The organism is Streptomyces sp. CB02923 (assembly GCF_001905005.1).
Taxonomy (GTDB): Bacteria; Actinomycetota; Actinomycetes; order Streptomycetales; family Streptomycetaceae; genus Streptomyces.
The window spans coordinates 697,924-713,286 of record NZ_LWKZ01000024.1 but is presented as its reverse complement, the minus strand read 5'-3'; the positions used below and the strand labels follow the sequence as shown (position 1 = coordinate 713,286).

Annotated in this window: 13 protein-coding genes and 1 pseudogene; 9 read left to right on the top strand and 5 right to left on the bottom strand. The window is 72.3% G+C overall.

Annotated features, from left to right (window positions below):
- The 3 genes and pseudogenes from A6A06_RS43015 to A6A06_RS26310 all read right to left on the bottom strand — a co-directional run.
- Window positions 1–374: pseudogene (locus A6A06_RS43015) on the bottom strand (carbohydrate ABC transporter permease); the annotation flags it as partial.
- Between the two features lie 88 nt (window positions 375–462).
- Window positions 463–1,419: a carbohydrate ABC transporter permease gene (locus A6A06_RS26315; RefSeq protein WP_073763919.1), complete on the bottom strand. Its 957-nt coding sequence runs from the start codon at window positions 1,417–1,419 to the stop codon at window positions 463–465.
- Between the two features lie 6 nt (window positions 1,420–1,425).
- The gene (locus tag A6A06_RS26310; protein ID WP_073763917.1) at window positions 1,426–2,754 is read right to left on the bottom strand and encodes an ABC transporter substrate-binding protein; all 1,329 of its coding nucleotides are present in this window, start codon (window positions 2,752–2,754) and stop codon (window positions 1,426–1,428) included.
- 176 nt (window positions 2,755–2,930) lie between these two features.
- Here A6A06_RS26310 and A6A06_RS26305 point away from each other — a divergent pair, with 176 nt between their 5' ends.
- From A6A06_RS26305 to A6A06_RS26295, 3 genes are all read left to right on the top strand, one after another.
- A complete protein-coding gene (locus A6A06_RS26305) occupies window positions 2,931–4,319 on the top strand; it encodes an ROK family transcriptional regulator (protein ID WP_073763914.1) in 1,389 nt (462 codons plus the stop codon).
- A gap of 150 nt (window positions 4,320–4,469) precedes the next feature.
- Window positions 4,470–5,138 carry a bifunctional 4-hydroxy-2-oxoglutarate aldolase/2-dehydro-3-deoxy-phosphogluconate aldolase gene (locus A6A06_RS26300; protein ID WP_073763912.1) on the top strand — a complete coding sequence of 223 codons (669 nt, stop codon included), beginning with the start codon at window positions 4,470–4,472 and terminating at the stop codon, window positions 5,136–5,138.
- A 141-nt stretch (window positions 5,139–5,279) separates the two neighbouring features.
- Entirely contained in the window at window positions 5,280–6,485 is a 1,206-nt protein-coding gene (locus tag A6A06_RS26295) for a cytochrome P450 family protein (protein ID WP_073763910.1), read from the top strand.
- 60 nt (window positions 6,486–6,545) lie between these two features.
- On the opposite strand, the gene A6A06_RS26290 is transcribed toward A6A06_RS26295, so the two are convergent.
- Together A6A06_RS26290 and A6A06_RS26285 are read right to left on the bottom strand one after the other, a co-directional pair.
- Window positions 6,546–7,004: a hypothetical protein gene (locus A6A06_RS26290; protein WP_073763908.1), complete on the bottom strand. Its 459-nt coding sequence runs from the start codon at window positions 7,002–7,004 to the stop codon at window positions 6,546–6,548.
- A gap of 155 nt (window positions 7,005–7,159) precedes the next feature.
- On the bottom strand, window positions 7,160–8,554 hold the full coding sequence (locus A6A06_RS26285; protein WP_073763906.1) for an MFS transporter: 1,395 nt from the start codon (window positions 8,552–8,554) through the stop codon (window positions 7,160–7,162).
- Between the two features lie 193 nt (window positions 8,555–8,747).
- Here A6A06_RS26285 and A6A06_RS26280 point away from each other — a divergent pair, with 193 nt between their 5' ends.
- From A6A06_RS26280 to A6A06_RS26250, 6 genes are all read left to right on the top strand, one after another.
- Window positions 8,748–9,647, top strand: coding sequence for a LysR family transcriptional regulator (locus A6A06_RS26280; protein WP_073763904.1), 900 nt, complete (start codon window positions 8,748–8,750; stop codon window positions 9,645–9,647).
- A gap of 115 nt (window positions 9,648–9,762) precedes the next feature.
- Complete coding sequence (locus A6A06_RS26275; RefSeq protein ID WP_073763902.1) at window positions 9,763–10,665, top strand: transporter substrate-binding domain-containing protein; 903 nt, start codon at window positions 9,763–9,765, stop codon at window positions 10,663–10,665.
- 155 nt (window positions 10,666–10,820) lie between these two features.
- Window positions 10,821–11,540, top strand: coding sequence for a GntR family transcriptional regulator (locus tag A6A06_RS26270; protein WP_073764642.1), 720 nt, complete (start codon window positions 10,821–10,823; stop codon window positions 11,538–11,540).
- 662 nt (window positions 11,541–12,202) lie between these two features.
- A complete protein-coding gene (locus A6A06_RS26260; RefSeq protein WP_073763898.1) occupies window positions 12,203–13,216 on the top strand; it encodes a sugar ABC transporter substrate-binding protein in 1,014 nt (337 codons plus the stop codon).
- Window positions 13,213–14,283 (top strand): ABC transporter permease, encoded by a 1,071-nt coding sequence (locus A6A06_RS26255; RefSeq protein WP_073763897.1) that lies wholly within the window; start codon window positions 13,213–13,215, stop codon window positions 14,281–14,283. Before A6A06_RS26260 ends, A6A06_RS26255 begins: the two co-directional genes overlap by 4 nt.
- 98 nt (window positions 14,284–14,381) lie before the next feature.
- Window positions 14,382–15,266: an ATP-binding cassette domain-containing protein gene (locus tag A6A06_RS26250; protein WP_443333792.1), complete on the top strand. Its 885-nt coding sequence runs from the start codon at window positions 14,382–14,384 to the stop codon at window positions 15,264–15,266.
- Window positions 15,267–15,363 lie beyond the last annotated feature (97 nt).

Sequence of the window (15,363 nt, the reverse complement as noted above, 5' to 3'; positions counted from 1 at the left end):
AAGAGCGGCAGCAGGAAGAGGATGCCGGGGAACATCTGGGTGGACAGCACGGTGACGGTGAAGAAGCGGCGTCCGCGGAAGCTGTGGCGGCTGACCGCGTACGCGGCGAGGACGGCGACGGTGACCGAGCAGACGGTCGCGCAGCCCGCCACGATCAGCGAGTTCAGGAAGTAGCGGGCCAGCGGGACGGTGTGCCAGATGTCGAGGTACGGGCGGACCGTCAGCCCGCCGGGCAGCCACCGGAAGGCGCCCTGCACGTCCTGGAGGTTCTTCAGCGAGCTGGTGACCATGACGTAGACGGGTGTGAGCGCGAACAGCGCCAGCAGCGTCAGGACGATCCGGCGGGTCCACAGGAAGGACCGCGGCGGCGCCATCGGCGAGCGGCGGCGGGGACCCGCGGCCCGCTGCATGCTTCCGGGCGCTCCGGACGGGATGGGGCCGGGCCGCTGCTTCAGGGCGGGGCTAGACACGGTCGGTCCGCCTTCCTCGCGAGGTGACCAGCAGATATCCGGCGGTCACCACGAGCAGGAACAGCAGCAGGAGCACGGACATCGCCGAGCCGGCGCCGAAGTTCCAGGTCACGAAGGACGCCTGGTAGATGTGGACCGAGATCAGGTCGGCCGCCTCCGGCACGGACCTGCCGAACAGCACGTACGGCGTGTTGAAGTCGTTGAACGTCCACAGGAACAGCACCAGGACGAGCACCTGGTTGACGGGGCGCAGCGACGGCAGCGTGATCCGGCGGATCTGCTGCCGGACCCCGGCGCCGTCCATGGCGGCGGCCTCGTACAGCTCGCGCGGCACGTTCTGGAGCGCGGCCGTCAGGATCAGGAACGCGAACGGGAAGGTGCGCCAGACCGTGACGGTCACCAGCGCGGCGAAGCTGTTGTCGCCGATCAGCCAGAAGGGCGGGCCGGCGGTCAGGCCCAACTGGTCGTGCAGGAGGTGGTTCACCATGCCGTTGTCGCGCTGGAACATGAACGACCAGGTGATGACGGCGGCGTAGACCGGGAGCGCGTACGGAATCAGAAACGCCGTCCGCAGCAGGCCGCGGCCGCGGAACCGGTCCTGCATCAGGATCGCGGCGACGGTGCCGAGCAGCCAGGAGAGGCCGACGGCCAGCACCGTGAAGGCGCAGGTGACGCCGAAGGAACGCAGCAGCGCCTGGCCCACGGGGGCGTCCAGGTCCACGGCGACCCGGAAGTTGGCGAGGCCGGACCAGGGCGCGGCGCCCCAGTCGCGGATGAAGAACTGGGTCAGTTCCTTGAAGCTCATCGCGACGCCCACGGCCATCGGGACGAGGTGGATGAGCAGTTCGAGCGCGAGGGCCGGCAGCAGGAGGAGGTAGGGCAGGCCGATACGGCGGAGCCGGGCTGCTGTCCGTGCGCCTCTGCGCGCCTTTTCGGCGGGCTGGTGCACGTGCCCTCACTCGGCCATCTGCTGCTGGGCCTTGGTCAGGCGCCGACGTACGGACTCCGTGGTGACCGGGCGGCCCGCGGCGGCGTCCGCGAACAGCTCCTTGACCGCCGTGCCGACGAGGGTCTCGAACTGGCTCTCGTCGGGGACCTGGGGGAGCGGCGCGGCGTGGCCGTCGAGCGCCTGGCGCTGCATCGCCTGCTCGGGCCCGGCGAACGCGGGGTCCGCCTGGGCCTCCTTGACCGGCGGGAGCGACCCGTAGGCGGAGTTCAGGGCCTTCTGCTCGGGGGTGCTGGTCATGAACTTCACGAACTTCAGCGCGCCGTCGAGGTTGTCGGTGCCCCGGAAGACGGCGAGATTGATGCCCGCGACCATGGAGGTGACGGCGCGTTCGCCGCGGTCCGCCGTGTTCTGAAGGGGCATCCGGGCCACGCCGTACGCGTCCGGCCGCATCCCGTGCACCTTCAGGGAGCTGCCCGCCGCCTGCCAGAGCAGCATGGCCGCCTTGCCGGTGGCGAAGTCCTTGACGGACTGGTTCTGGCCGTACTCCGCGTTGCCGGGCGCGGCGATCCGGTCCTTCGCCATGAGGTCGACGTACTGCTTGACGGCCTGGACGGCGGCCGGGCCGTCGAAGGTGGGCCGGCCCCGCGCGTCGAAGAAGTCGGCGCCGTGCTGTTTTCCGAGGATGAACGCGTGGTGGGCGTTCTCCACCGGGTTGCCGCCCTCGACGGCCAGCCCGTATCTGCCGTTCCCGGTGAGCTTCCGGCCCGCGGCGGCGAGTTCGGCCCAGGTGGCGGGCGGCTTGCCGATGCCGGCTTCCGCGAAGCGCTGCTTGTTGTAGTAGAGGCCGTACGCGAGGGAGTACAGCGGGACGGCTGCCGGGGCCTTGCCCCTGGCGCCGGTCGCGGCCAGTGCGGAGGGCGCGAAGCGGTCCTTGCCGCCCACCTTCGCCAGGGTCCTGTCGTCGAAGGGCAGCAGGGAACCGCCGGCCTGGAGGGAGGCGGACCAGGTGTTGCCGATGTTGAGCACGTCCGGGCCCTGCCCCGAGGCCGCCGCCGCGAGGATGCGGTTGAGCAGGTCCGCCCAGGGCACCACCTCCAGCTCCACCGTGATGCCCGTCCGCTGTGCGAACTTCTCCAGTTCCGGGGCGAGGATCTTCTTGTCCTGCTCGATGCCGCTGCTGCTCTGGTTGCTGGCCCAGTACGTCAGCTTCCGGGGGTCGGTGTTGCCGCCGCCCGCGGCACCGGTCGGCGAGCCGCCGCCGCAGCCGGCCGTCAGGGTGGTGAGGGCCGCGGCGAGCGCTGCGCCGACGGCCGTGCGAAGTCTGTTGGTGCGCATGAGCGTTGACCCCTCTCAGGGGTGGCTGTGTTCAACCAATGAACGGCATCACGGCTAAATTCAAGGCGTGAGTTAAGTGGGAGAAGGCGGGGGCGGTCAACCCCTCACGCGCGGGTAGATTCGGCGCGCGGTGGCCGGGGCGGACCACCGGGGGGCGAGGACGAGGAGACTGGCGAATGCGCGCTACGGGCCGTCGGACGGTGCGTGACCTGCGGCGGGACAACCGGGCGGTGGTGCTGCGGCAGCTGTACTTCGACGGGCCGCTGAGCCGGCAGGAGCTGGTGCCGGTCACCGGCCTGAGCGCCGGCTCGATCAGCAACGTCGTGGGCGAACTGGCCGACGAGGGCCTGGTGGAGGAGGCGGGCGTGGTCGGTTCGGACGGCGGCCGGCCGCGAACCCTGCTGCGGGTGGCGGCGGGCGGCGCCCATCTGGTCGGCGTGGACGTGGGGGAGACGCGGGTACGGGTCGAGCTGTTCGACCTGTCGATGCGGGAACTGGCGCGGACGGAGCAGGTGCTGGGGACGCCGGGTGACCTTCCGGACGCCACCGCGGCCGGAACGCACGGTTCCGGGGCCGGTGGGGCGCACGACGCCACGCGGGTCGTACGGCTGATCGCCCGCGGCGTGGCCGACGTCCTGCGGACCGCGGGGACCGGCGCCGCCACGGTGCTGGGCGTGGGCATCGGCGTCCCCGGGATCGTGGACGGCGCGGGCGACGGCGCGGTCGTGCACGGCCAGGCCGTCGGCTGGGACGCCGTACCGCTGGAAGCCATGCTGCGCGCCTGCGGCCCGCCCCTATCGGACCTGCCGCTGTTCATTGACAACGGCGCCAAGACACTGGGCCGCGCCGAGATGTGGTTCGGCGCCGGGCGCGGCGCGGACAACGCCGTCATCACGCTCATCGGCTCCGGCGTGGGCGCCTGCGTGGTGGCCGACGGCACGCCGTACCGCGGCACCGCCAGCAGCGCCGGGGAGTGGGGGCACACCACGATGCGGGTCGGCGGACGCCGGTGCCGCTGCGGGGCGCGCGGCTGCCTGGAGGCGTACGTGGGCGCTGAGGCGCTGCTGGAGCGGTGGCGGGAGACGGGGGCGGGCTGGGGCTGCGAGACGGGTGGGGGCTGCGAGGTAGGCGGTGGCTGTGACGCGGGCGGGAGACCGGTGGGGCCCGGGGCCGGCGGCGGCCCGGACCAGGAGGCCGCGCTCGGGCGGCTGCTGGCCGCCGCAGACGAACCGGCCACCGCGGCCCTCCTGGCCGAGACCGCCGAATACCTCGGCGCCGGCATCGCCGACCTGGTGAACCTGTTCAACCCGGAACGGATCGTCGTCGCGGGGTGGGCCGGGCTGCTCCTGGCCCCCCGGCTGCTGCCGTCCGTACGGGCCGCCTCGGCCGCGTACGCGCTGCGCCACCCCTACGAGCGCACCGTCATCGAACCGGGCCGGCTCGGCCCGGAAGCCGTCACCATCGGTGCGGCGGCCCTGCCGCTCGGTCGGTTCCTGGCGTTCGGCGGGCACCGGGACGCACCCCCGCGAGAGGATTGTCAGTGGTCCCCGGTAGCGTTTCGGTAGAAACGACGAATGGGCGGGCAACGGTGGCAAAGGGACCAGGAGGTGGTCACCTGCGGCACGGCACGGCCCAGGAGACGCCGTGTGCCCGGCTGTTCCGCGGGTGCGTAGCGACGGGTTTGGCGATAGAGACAAGGAAGGCGGCGAACTGCCGTGTACCGCTGGGAGATCACCCGGGCCGCTCTGGCGCAGCGTGTTTTCGCCGTCGTCCGCAGCGAGACCTACGACGAGGCCAGCGCCACCGCTGACACCCTGCTGTCCGCCGGGATCACCAGCCTGGAGATATCGCTGACCACGCCGTTCGCGCTGGAGGCGGTCACCACCCTCAGCCGCGAGCTGGGCAACGACGCCGTCATCGGCGCCGGCACGGTCCTGGACGCCGTCTCGGCGCGGATGGCCGTCGACGCCGGCGCCCGCTTCCTGGTCTCGCCCAGCCTGGACGCCGAGGTCATCCGCACCGGCCACCGCTACGGCGTACCGGTCTTCCCCGGCGTGGCCACCCCCACCGAGATGGTGCGCGCCCTGGAGCTGGGCGCCGACGCCCTCAAGCTCTTCCCCGCCTCCGCGCACCGCCCGGACTGGCTCCGTGACGTCCGCGCGGCCCTGCCGCAGGCACCGGTGCTGCCGACCGGCGGCGTGACGGTCGAGACGGCGCCCGAGTGGATAGCCGCCGGAGCGGTGGCCGTGGGCATGGGCTCGGCGCTCTCGGAAGGCGACCGCGAGACGGTCGCCAAGCGCGCCACCGACCTGCTCGCCCGCCTCGCGGACGCCGCGCCGCAGCCGCTCGCCGGGCCGGGGGCGCCGGGCCTCTACGAGGTTTGAGAGCGCCCCGCCCGCGGCAGTACCGCAGGTGAAGCACTCCGTACGGAGGACGCCGGGGCTCCCGGCTCCTCCGTGGGGCCGATGCCGCCCCCCTCCGGTGGACGTACGGTGACGAAAACGTCTACGAGGGGCGGACAGACCATGCCGGAAATCATTGACCTGGGCGCATACGGCCCGGATTTTGTCGCCGACCCCCACCCGTACTACGCCAAGCTGCGCGCCCAGGGACCGGTCCACCGGGCCCGCGTCCCCGAATTCGACGTCATGGACGTGTGGCTCGTTGTCGGTTACGAGGAGGTGCGGGCCGCGCTGGCCGACCCCCGGCTCGCCAAGGACTGGACCCGCGCCGCCGTTCCCCTCCTGGGCCCCGGCGAGGACGCCGAGTGGCAGCTGATGAACATGCTCGACGCCGACCCGCCGCAGCACACCCGGCTGCGCAAGCTGGTCGCCCGCGAGTTCACCTCCCGCCGCGTCGAGGCGCTGCGCCCGCGCATCCAGCAGATCACCGACGAACTCCTGGATGCCATGCTGGCCGCCCCCGACGGCCGCGCCGACCTCGTCGACGCGCTCGCCTTCCCGCTCCCGCTGACCGTCATCTGCGAACTGCTCGGCGTACCCGACATCGAGCGGGAGGCCTTCCGCGTCTGGTCCAACGAAGTGGTCTCACCGACCAGTCACGAGGCGACGATGACCGCCGCCCGCGACATGGCCGCGTACCTGGACGGCCTGATCGAGGCCAAGCGGCGGTCGCCCGGCGAGGACCTGCTGAGCGCCCTGGTGCGCACGAGCGACGAGGACGGCGACCAGCTCTCCCAGCAGGAACTCCTCGGCATGGCCTTCCTGCTCCTGGTGGCCGGCCACGAGACCACCGTCAACCTGATATCCAACGGTGTGCGCGCCCTGCTCCAGCACCCCGCGCAACTGGCCGCCCTGCGCGACGGCTTCTCCCTCCTCGACAACGCGGTGGAGGAAATGCTGCGCTACGACGGTCCCGTGGAGAACGCCACCTGGCGGTTCACCACCGAGCCCGTGGAGATCGGCGGCACGGTCATCCCGGCCGGGGAGGTCGTGATGGTCAGCCTGGCGGCGGCCGGCCGCGACGCCGAACGCTTCGAGGCCCCCGACTCCTTCGACATCACCCGCGAGACGCGCGGCCACGTCGCCTTCGGCCACGGCATCCACTTCTGCCTCGGCGCCCCGCTGGCCCGTATGGAAGGCCGTATCGCGATCCGCAGCCTCCTGGAACGCTGCCCTGATCTGGCGCTGGACGCCGACAACGAAGCGCTGTCCTGGCGACCGGGCATGACGATCCGCGGCCCCCACCATCTGCCGGTGCGCTGGCGCTAGGTGTGGTGTCCGGGAAGGTGCGGGGCCCGTGTGAGCGGCGGCCCCGCACCGGCGTGACCACTACTCCGTCGGGATCGGGCCCACGTACTCCAGGGTCCAGGTTTCCTGGAACTCGGGCTTCGGCGGTACGAGCGTGATCTGCGCGCCGCGGTGTCCGGCACGCAGGGCGAGCCCCTTGTCCGACAGGATCTTGATGCCGCCGATGACCTGCTCGAAGGAGAACTGCGACCACTCGGCACGCGGCACGCTGTTGACGAAGACCCTGTCCTCGGGCACGACGAGGCCCGCGGCCGGGTGGTAGGCGAGGTGGATCACGTACGGCGATCCGGTCTGGGCTTCCTGCCCGGCCTCGGGGTGGTCGATGATCCACTCCTGCTCGATCGGGAGCGGGTTGAAGCGGTCGGTGATGACGGGAGCACCGTGCTTGACCGCGTACTCGGTGGCCGTCAGCAGGCTGCCGGGACCGATGATGTGCGCGTGGATCTTGTACTTGCCGGGCTTGACCGGGATCGGAGCCATGGACGGACGTCCTCTCTCACGGAGCGCGCTCTCTCTCACGGAGCGCGTCGAGCGATGGCTGCACGCAACCAGCACAGGCTTCCCACCTTTGCCGCCCAGCACCCCGGCGCGCAGGGGCAAATGCAGCCAAGCCGACTACGGCGCGGACTGTTCGGTCACGGGTGCGAGCGCGGTGGTGCGCCACCGGGCGTACCGCCCTGGCATGCCCGCCGCACTCGCCCGCCGGGCCGCAGGGGCGCGCCGGCCGGAACGCTGAGGGCGATCAGCGCCGCGACGGCTCCGAACGCGCCGCCTGCCCCCAGCCAGGGCGCGGCCAGGCCGACACCGGCCGAGCCGAGTCCGGTGCCGCCGTCGTAGGCCATGTTCCAGGCGGTGCCCGCCGCGCCGCTGCCGGATGGTCCCGCCCGCCGGAACATGAGCACCAGGGTCTCGTTCTGCAGGGCGCCGTCGGCCAGCCCGTACAGCGCCACCATCGCGAGCGCCACCGGCACGGTCTCCTCGTGTGCCGCCGTCAGCGCGAGGACCGCGACGGCCGGTGCGCAGACCGCGGCGGCGGGCAGCACCAGCCGCCCCGGGCCCCGCCGGTCGCTCCACACCCCGGCCGCCCACCGGCCCGCGATCATCGCGACGAAGAGCACGAACAGCGCGGTGGGCGCCAGGTCCGGCCGGACCAGTACGAACGGCAGGAAGGAGGTGAGCCCGCCGAGCGCGACGGAAGCGGCGGCCAGCAGGAGCGCCGGGCGGAGCAGCGGGCCGTAGCGCCCGGACGGCGCCGGAGCAGCCGCGCCGTCAGCGGCCGCCGTCCCGTCCGCGCCGTCAGCGGCTGCCTGTTCGCCCGGCCCGGCGTCCCTGGCAGCGGCTGCTTGTTCGTCCGGCCCGGCGTCCCCGGCCGGAGCCGTCCCGTCCGTGCCCGCGGCGGGCCGTCGCCCGGACATCGCCATCACCAGCGGCACAGCCAGCACACTCAGCGCGCCCGCCGCCCCGAAGACGCCGCCGAAGTTCCCGCCCGCGGCGAACCAGGCCCCCAGCGGCAGAAACACCACCTGAGGCAGCCCCACCGCGACGCCGTACCAGCCGACGGCCCGCCCCCGCTGCTCCGACGGAACCAGTTCGGCGACCAGCGCGCTGCCCGTCACCGCCACCACGCCGAACCCCACGCCCCGCACGGCCGAGACCGTCAGCACCCACGCGAGCCCGGACGACAGCACGTAACCGAACGTCGGCAGGCCGAGCAGCAGCGCACCCGCGCACAACAGGCCGCGCAAGGTGAAGCGGCGGGTCAGCCGCCCCATGCACAACTGCACGCCCACCGTCGTCGCCATCGTGACGGCGGTCGCCGCACCCGCCCCGCCCTCGCCCGCCGCGCCCCGGGCGGTCCACAGCGGCACGACGGTCAGCATGGGCGCGTAGTTCGCGAACGTACCCAGCGTCGCGAGCAGCAGGAGCAGGAAGTCCCGGCCGGCCAAGCCGTGTGCGGGCAGGGGCCGCCGGGCCCGGCTCGTCGGCCGCTGCCGGCGCCGGGACGGGAAGAGGGAGGTGAACGCTGCCATGCCTGCCGTTCTACGGCCCCCGGAACCATCGCGTCCAACGAACGGTCCCGATCCACGGCATCGATGAATCCGATCGATGGCCACCGGCCTCGCCTCTGCGGTCGGGCCACGTACGGCCCGGCTCCCTGCGGCCCGGCCCTGCGATCGGGCCCTACGATCGGGCCCTTGAGCTCCGGCCCCCTACGATCCGGGCATGGAGCTGAAGCACCTGACGACCTTCCTGGCCGTGGCCCGGCACCTGAGCTTCACCCGCGCCGCGCAGGAGCTGGGCTACGTCCAGTCCAGCGTCACCGCCCAGATCAAGGCGCTGGAGAAGGACCTGGGCAGCCGTCTCTTCGAACGGCTCGGCCGGCACGTCACGCTCACCGACGCGGGGCGTGAACTGCGCGGTCACGCGCGCCGGATGCTGACGTACGCGGACGAGGCCCGGGACGCCGTGCGCGGCGCGGGGGACCCGGCGCAGGTACGCGGCACCCTGCGCATCGCCGCCCCGGAAACCCTGTGCGCGTACCGCCTGCCGCCCGTACTGCGGGCACTCCAGGACCGCTTCCCGCTCTTGCGCGTCGTCTTCGGCCCCGACAGCAGGACGACGCTGCTCACCAGCCTCCGCGAAGGCACCCTGGACGCGGGCTTCCTGCTGGAGGAGTCCGTGAGCGACCCGGTGGCCCTCGCGGAGCGCCTCACGGACGAACCGATGGTCCTGGCCGCGCACCCCGGCCACCCGCTGGCCTGCCGCGCCCGGGTCCGCACGGCCGACCTGGCCGCCCAGACACTGCTGCTGATGGATCACACCTGCGCCCAGCGGGAGCTGATGGACCGGGAGTTGAGGTCGGCGGGCATCCGGCCGGCGGTGATGGAGTTCCTGAGCGTGGAGGCCCTCAAGCGCTGCGCTGCCGCCGGGCTCGGCGTGGCACTGCTGCCCGCCGTCGCGGTGGCGGACGAGACGGCGCGCGGCGAGGTGGCCGTGCTGCCGTGGACCTACCGGCCCGCGCTCGGCGTCCACCTCGTACGGCACAAGGACCGCCGCCCGACCACGGTCCTCACCGCCCTCGCCGGCATCGCCCGCGAACTCTGGTCACCCGACGAGCGGTGACGGCCCGTGAGCCGTCCCGGCAGATGGTCACGCCCTTCACTCCCGTCCCGCCCTCTGCCACGCTGACGGCCCGATCAGCCCGTCGCCCGCACCTCGCCGCGTACAGGAGCCCACCATGCGCCGCGCCGCCGCCCTCGCCGCCCTGACCTGCGCCCTCGCCCTCACCGCCGCCGCCCCGACGGCCGCTCCCGCGGCCCCGCCCACCGGCCCGGACCGGCAGCCCGCCGGCCCGGACCAGCAGCCCACCCGCGCGGACACCGGCACCGATCCCGCCTCCCGCTCTGACTCCCGCCCCACTTCCCGCCCCGTCTCCCTCCTCGACGCCGTCCCCCGCCGCGGTGTCCTCCGGGTCTGCACCACCGGCGACTACCGCCCCTTCACCCACCGGGACCCCGCGTCCGGGGCGTACAGCGGTGTGGACATCTCGATGGCCCGCGACCTCGCCGAGAGCCTCGACGCCAAGCCGCGGTACGTGGCCACCACGTGGGCGAAACTGGTCGGCGACCTGGCGGCGGGGCGCTGCGACATCGCCATGGGCGGTGTGTCGGTCACCCTTCCGCGCGCCCGCGAAGCGGCGTTCAGCGAGCCCACCCGCACCGACGGTAAGGCCCCCATCGTCCGCTGCGCGGACCAGGACAAGTACCGCACACTGGAGCAGATCGACCGCCCGGGTGTCACCGTGATCGTCAACCCCGGTGGCACGAACGAGCAGTTCACCCGTTCCGTCATCAAGCGCGCGACCATCAAGCCGCACCCCGACAACACCACCGTCTTCGACGAGATCATCGCGGGCCGCGCGGACGTGATGATGACGGATGCGAGCGAGACCCGCTACCAGTCCAAGATCCACCCCGAACTGTGCGCCGTCCACCCGGACCGGCCCTTCACCTTCTCCGAGAAGGCATACGCCGTACCGCGCGCCGACCTCCAGTTCAAGGAGTACGTCGACCAGTGGGTCCACCTGGCGAAGCGCGACGGCACGTACAAGAAGTACGAGGACGCCTGGATGGCGAAGTGAGCAGCGGCTTCGGCCGCACCTCGGGGCTCGGCGCCGTGCTTGTCCGGACAATGTGACCTCCGGACTTCCCGTCATCATTCCGGCCGGATACGCTCCCAGCCGTGGGGAAACGCGATACAGACTCCGAGGGCGCCGAGAGCCCCGTCCGGTTCAGCGTGGACCGGAGCAGCCCGGTTCCGCTGTACTTCCAGCTGTCCCAGCAGCTGGAAGCGGCGATCGAGACCGGCAGCCTGGCCCCGGGCAGCCTGCTCGGCAATGAGATCGACCTGGCCGGGCGCCTCGGACTGTCCCGGCCGACCGTCCGCCAGGCCATCCAGTCGCTGGTCGACAAGGGGCTGCTGGTGCGGCGCCGCGGCATCGGCACGCAGGTCGTGCACAGCCAGGTCAAGCGCCCGCTGGAGCTGAGCAGCCTCTACGACGACCTGGAGGCCGCCGGACAGAAGCCCGCCACCCGCGTGCTCCTCAACACCACCACCGAGGCCACCGCCGAGGTCGCCGCCGCGCTGGGGGTCGCGCAGGGCGCCGAGGTCGCGCTTGTCGAGCGGCTGCGGCTCACGCACGGTGAGCCCGTCGCCCACCTGTGCAACCACCTCCCCGTCGGACTGCTCGACCTCGGTACCGAGCGGCTGGAGGAGACCGGCCTGTACCGCCTGATGCGGGCGGCCGGTATCACCTTGCACAGTGCCCGCCAGTCCGTCGGCGCGCGCGCTGCGACGGTCGAGGAGGGCGAGCGGCTGGGGGAGCCCGCGGGCGCTCCGCTGCTGACGATGCAGCGCACGACGTTCGACGACAGGGGGCGGGCCGTGGAGTTCGGCTCGCACGTCTACCGGGCCTCCCGGTACGCCTTCGAGTTCCAGCTGCTCGTACGGCCCTGAGGGCGCGCGTACCGGCTGCTCGTACGGCTCTGAGGGCGCGCGTACCGGAGATACGGCCCTGAGGGCGCCGCGTGCTGGAGATTCGCAGACCCGGCCGCCCGGGTGGGAAGACCCCAGTGGAGGACCCCGATGGAAGGGCCCCGGCCACCGGCCCCGGGTAAGAATGTTCGGACAAACCATTGACGGGGCTCGGCGCACGCCGCTAGAACTCCTCCAGCCGCCATGGGGCGGCGCGGGAGAGAGGGCGGTTCCCTGATGCGTACCGTGCACACGACCCGTACCACCGGGCCCCGGACGACCCGTACCACCGGGCCCCGGACGACCCGTACCACCGGGCCCCGGACGACCCGAATCACCGGGCCCCGGGCCGTCCGGGTCAGCAGGGCCCGCCTTCCGGCGTCCGCCGCGGCCGGGCGCAAGGCCGCCGCCCGGCACTCCGTACAGCCCGGCCTCCGGCAGGACGCGGACGTCGGCCCGGTCGTCACCGGCACGGGCGTACGGAAGCCGGGGGAGTACGCGGGGCGCGGGACCCGATGACCCCACGCGGAACAGGCGTAACGGATACTTGGGCGGCCGGGACCGATCATTTTCGGCCCAAACCCGGCACAGCGCCCCAGGCGCACAGTGACAGGCAGAGACAGCAACGAGAAGGGCACGACCTCGTGGCAAGGGTTCGGACAGGGGTACGCGCGGTGACCGCGGTGCTGGCAGCGGTGCTCGCCGCATCCCTGGCGGGGTGCAGCAGCACCGGCGGCAAGCGCGCCGAGGAAGCGCGCGCCGCCCAGACCGCCGGCGGCAAGGCGGCCGTCAACACCCCGAGGTGGACCTTCGCGATGGTCACCCACTCGGGCGATGGCGACACCTTCTGGGACATCGTGCAGAACGGTGCCCAGCAGGCCGCCCTCAAGGACAACATCAAATTCGTCTACGGGCACGACAAGGAAGCCCAGCGGCAGAGCCAGCTCGTGCAGTCCTACATCGACCAGAAGGTCGACGGGCTGATCGTCACCCTGGCCAAGCCCGACGCCATGAAGGACGTGGTCAAGCGGGCCGAGAAGGCCGGCATCCCGGTGATCACCGTCAATTCCGGCGCCGAGGCGTCCAAGGCCTACGGCGCCCTGTCGCACATCGGCCAGGACGAGACCGTGGCCGGTGAGGCCGTCGGCGAGGAGCTGAACCAGCGGGGCCGCAAGAAGGCGCTGTGCGTCCTGCACGAGCAGGGCAACGTCGGCCACGAGCAGCGCTGCGACGGCGCGAAGAAGACCTTCAAGGGCGACCTGCAGAAGCTGTACGTGGAGGGCACCAACATGCCCGACGTCCAGTCCACCATCGAGGCCAAGCTCCAGTCGGACCGCGGCATCGACTCCGTGGTGACGCTGGGCGCGCCGTTCGCGCCGACCGCCGTCAAGGCCAAGGAGCAGGCCGGCAGCGACGCCGAGATCGACACCTTCGACCTGAACGCGAAGGTCGCCGACGGCCTCAAGGACGGCTCCCTCGGCTTCGCCGTCGACCAGCAGCCGTACCTCCAGGGCTACCAGGCCGTCGACCTGCTGTGGCTCTACAAGTACAACGCCGATGTCCTCGGAGGCGGCAAGCCGGTCTTCACCGGCCCCCAGGTGATCACCAAGAAGGACGCGGCGGCCCTGCAGGAGTACACGAAGCGGGGGACCCGATGAGCACCGCGGACACACCCGTGAAGGACAGCGGGCCGCAGCGCGGCGGCGGGCCCGACGAGCGTCTGGTGCACCGGTCGCCGGCGCGCCGCCTGATGAGCCGCCCCGAGCTGGGCGCGGTGGTCGGCGCCGCGGCGGTCTTCCTCTTCTTCTCCTTCGCCGCCGACACGTTCCTGCAGGCGTCCAGCCTCTCGACCGTGCTGTACGCGTCGTCGACGATCGGCATCATGGCCGTGCCGGTGGCCCTGCTGATGATCGGCGGCGAGTTCGACCTGTCGGCCGGTGTCATGGTCGTCAGCTCGGCGCTCGTATCGTCGATGTTCAGCTATCAGATGACGGCGAACATCTGGGTCGGCATCGGGGTGTCCTTGCTGGTCACCCTGGCCATCGGGGTCTTCAACGGCTTCCTGCTGACCCGGACGAAACTGCCCAGCTTCGTCATCACCCTCGGTACGTTCTTCATGCTGACCGGCCTGAACCTCGGATTCACCAAGCTGATCAGCGGCACGGTCTCGACGAAGTCCATCGCCGACATGGAGGGCTTCGACTCGGCCCGTGCGCTCTTCGCGTCCCACCTGGCCATCGGCGGTGTGGACATCCAGGTCACGATCCTGTGGTGGATCGGGCTGGTCGCGCTCGCCACCTGGATCCTGCTGCGCACCCGCGTCGGCAACTGGATCTTCGCGGTGGGCGGCGGCGCGGACGCCGCGCGGGCGGTCGGCGTCCCGGTCACCCGGACGCGGATCGGCCTGTACATGGGCGTGGCGCTGGCGGCCTGGATCTCCGGGCAGCACCTGCTGTTCTCGTACGACGCGATCCAGTCCGGCGACGGCGTCGGCAACGAGTTCCTCTACATCATCGCCGCCGCGGTCGGCGGCTGCCTGATGACCGGCGGCTACGGCTCGGCGATCGGCGCCGCCGTCGGCGCCTTCATCTTCGGCATGGCCAGCAAGGGCATCGTGTACGCCCAGTGGAACCCGGACTGGTACAAGTTCTTCCTCGGGGCGATGCTGCTGCTGGCCACGCTCCTGAACGCATGGGTCCGCAAGCGCGCGGAGGCGACGAAATGAGCACCCCGGACGAGCCGGAGAGCACGGAGAGCACGGGAAGTACGGAGAGCACGGGCGGCGCGGACGCCCCGGCGGCCCCGGCGGCCCCGGCGGCCCCGATGGCCCCGGCAGCCCCGGCCGCCTCAGAGGCCCCGGACACCCCGCAGCCCCCCGACACCCCCGCCGACACCGAGACCCCGCCCCTCGTCGAGCTGACCGACGTCAGCAAGTTCTACGGCAACATCAAGGCGCTGGAAGACGTCTCGCTGGAGGTGCACGCGGGCGAGATCACCTGCGTGCTCGGCGACAACGGCGCGGGCAAGTCCACCCTCATCAAGATCATCGCGGGGCTGCACCAGCACGACGCGGGCCGCTTCGCGATCGAGGGCGAGGAGGCCCGGCTGTCCTCCCCGCGCGAGGCCCTGGACCGCGGCATCGCCACCGTCTACCAGGACCTGGCCGTCGTCCCCCTGATGCCGGTCTGGCGCAACTTCTTCCTCGGCTCCGAGCCCACCAAGGGCGCCGGCCCCTTCAAGCGGCTCGACGTGCAGCTGATGCGCGAGACCACCCGCGCCGAGCTGCTGCGCATGGGCATCGACCTGCGCGACGTGGACCAGCCCATCGGCACCCTCTCCGGCGGCGAGCGGCAGTGCGTCGCCATCGCCCGCGCCGTGTACTTCGGCGCGAAGGTCCTGGTCCTGGACGAGCCGACGGCGGCGCTCGGCGTGAAGCAGTCCGGCGTGGTGCTCAAGTACGTCGCGGCCGCGCGGGACGCCGGGCTCGGCGTGGTGTTGATCACCCACAACCCGCACCACGCCTACCTCGTGGGCAACCGCTTCGTCCTCCTCAAGCGCGGGACGATGGCCGGCCGCCACACCAGGTCCGAGATCGGCCTGGACGAGCTGACACGCCAGATGGCGGGCGGCAGCGAGCTGGAACAGCTCAGCCACGAGCTGGCCCGAGCGCCCGAGCCCAGCCACCTCGGCGGCCACCCCACGCACTGAGCGGGCGCGGCCCGCGGGCGGTGGCGCGGGTTCCGCGGGGCCCGCGCCGCCATGCGCCGCGTACCGCTGTTAGGGCACAATCGCAGCGGACCGTGCA

What these genes read in the sequence shown, in the direction of transcription:
- A6A06_RS26295 (WP_073763910.1), top strand. Translation starts at nt 5,280, where the DNA reads ATGCCGGAAATCATTGACCTGGGCGCATACGGCCCGGATTTTGTCGCC.
- A6A06_RS26255 (WP_073763897.1), top strand. Translation starts at nt 13,213, where the DNA reads ATGAGCACCGCGGACACACCCGTGAAGGACAGCGGGCCGCAGCGCGGC.
- A6A06_RS26305 (WP_073763914.1), top strand. Translation starts at nt 2,931, where the DNA reads ATGCGCGCTACGGGCCGTCGGACGGTGCGTGACCTGCGGCGGGACAAC.
- A6A06_RS26280 (WP_073763904.1), top strand. Translation starts at nt 8,748, where the DNA reads ATGGAGCTGAAGCACCTGACGACCTTCCTGGCCGTGGCCCGGCACCTG.
- A6A06_RS26275 (WP_073763902.1), top strand. Translation starts at nt 9,763, where the DNA reads ATGCGCCGCGCCGCCGCCCTCGCCGCCCTGACCTGCGCCCTCGCCCTC.
- A6A06_RS26310 (WP_073763917.1), bottom strand. Translation starts at nt 2,754, where the DNA reads ATGCGCACCAACAGACTTCGCACGGCCGTCGGCGCAGCGCTCGCCGCG.
- A6A06_RS26285 (WP_073763906.1), bottom strand. Translation starts at nt 8,554, where the DNA reads ATGGCAGCGTTCACCTCCCTCTTCCCGTCCCGGCGCCGGCAGCGGCCG.
- A6A06_RS26250 (WP_443333792.1), top strand. Translation starts at nt 14,382, where the DNA reads ATGGCCCCGGCAGCCCCGGCCGCCTCAGAGGCCCCGGACACCCCGCAG.
- A6A06_RS26290 (WP_073763908.1), bottom strand. Translation starts at nt 7,004, where the DNA reads ATGGCTCCGATCCCGGTCAAGCCCGGCAAGTACAAGATCCACGCGCAC.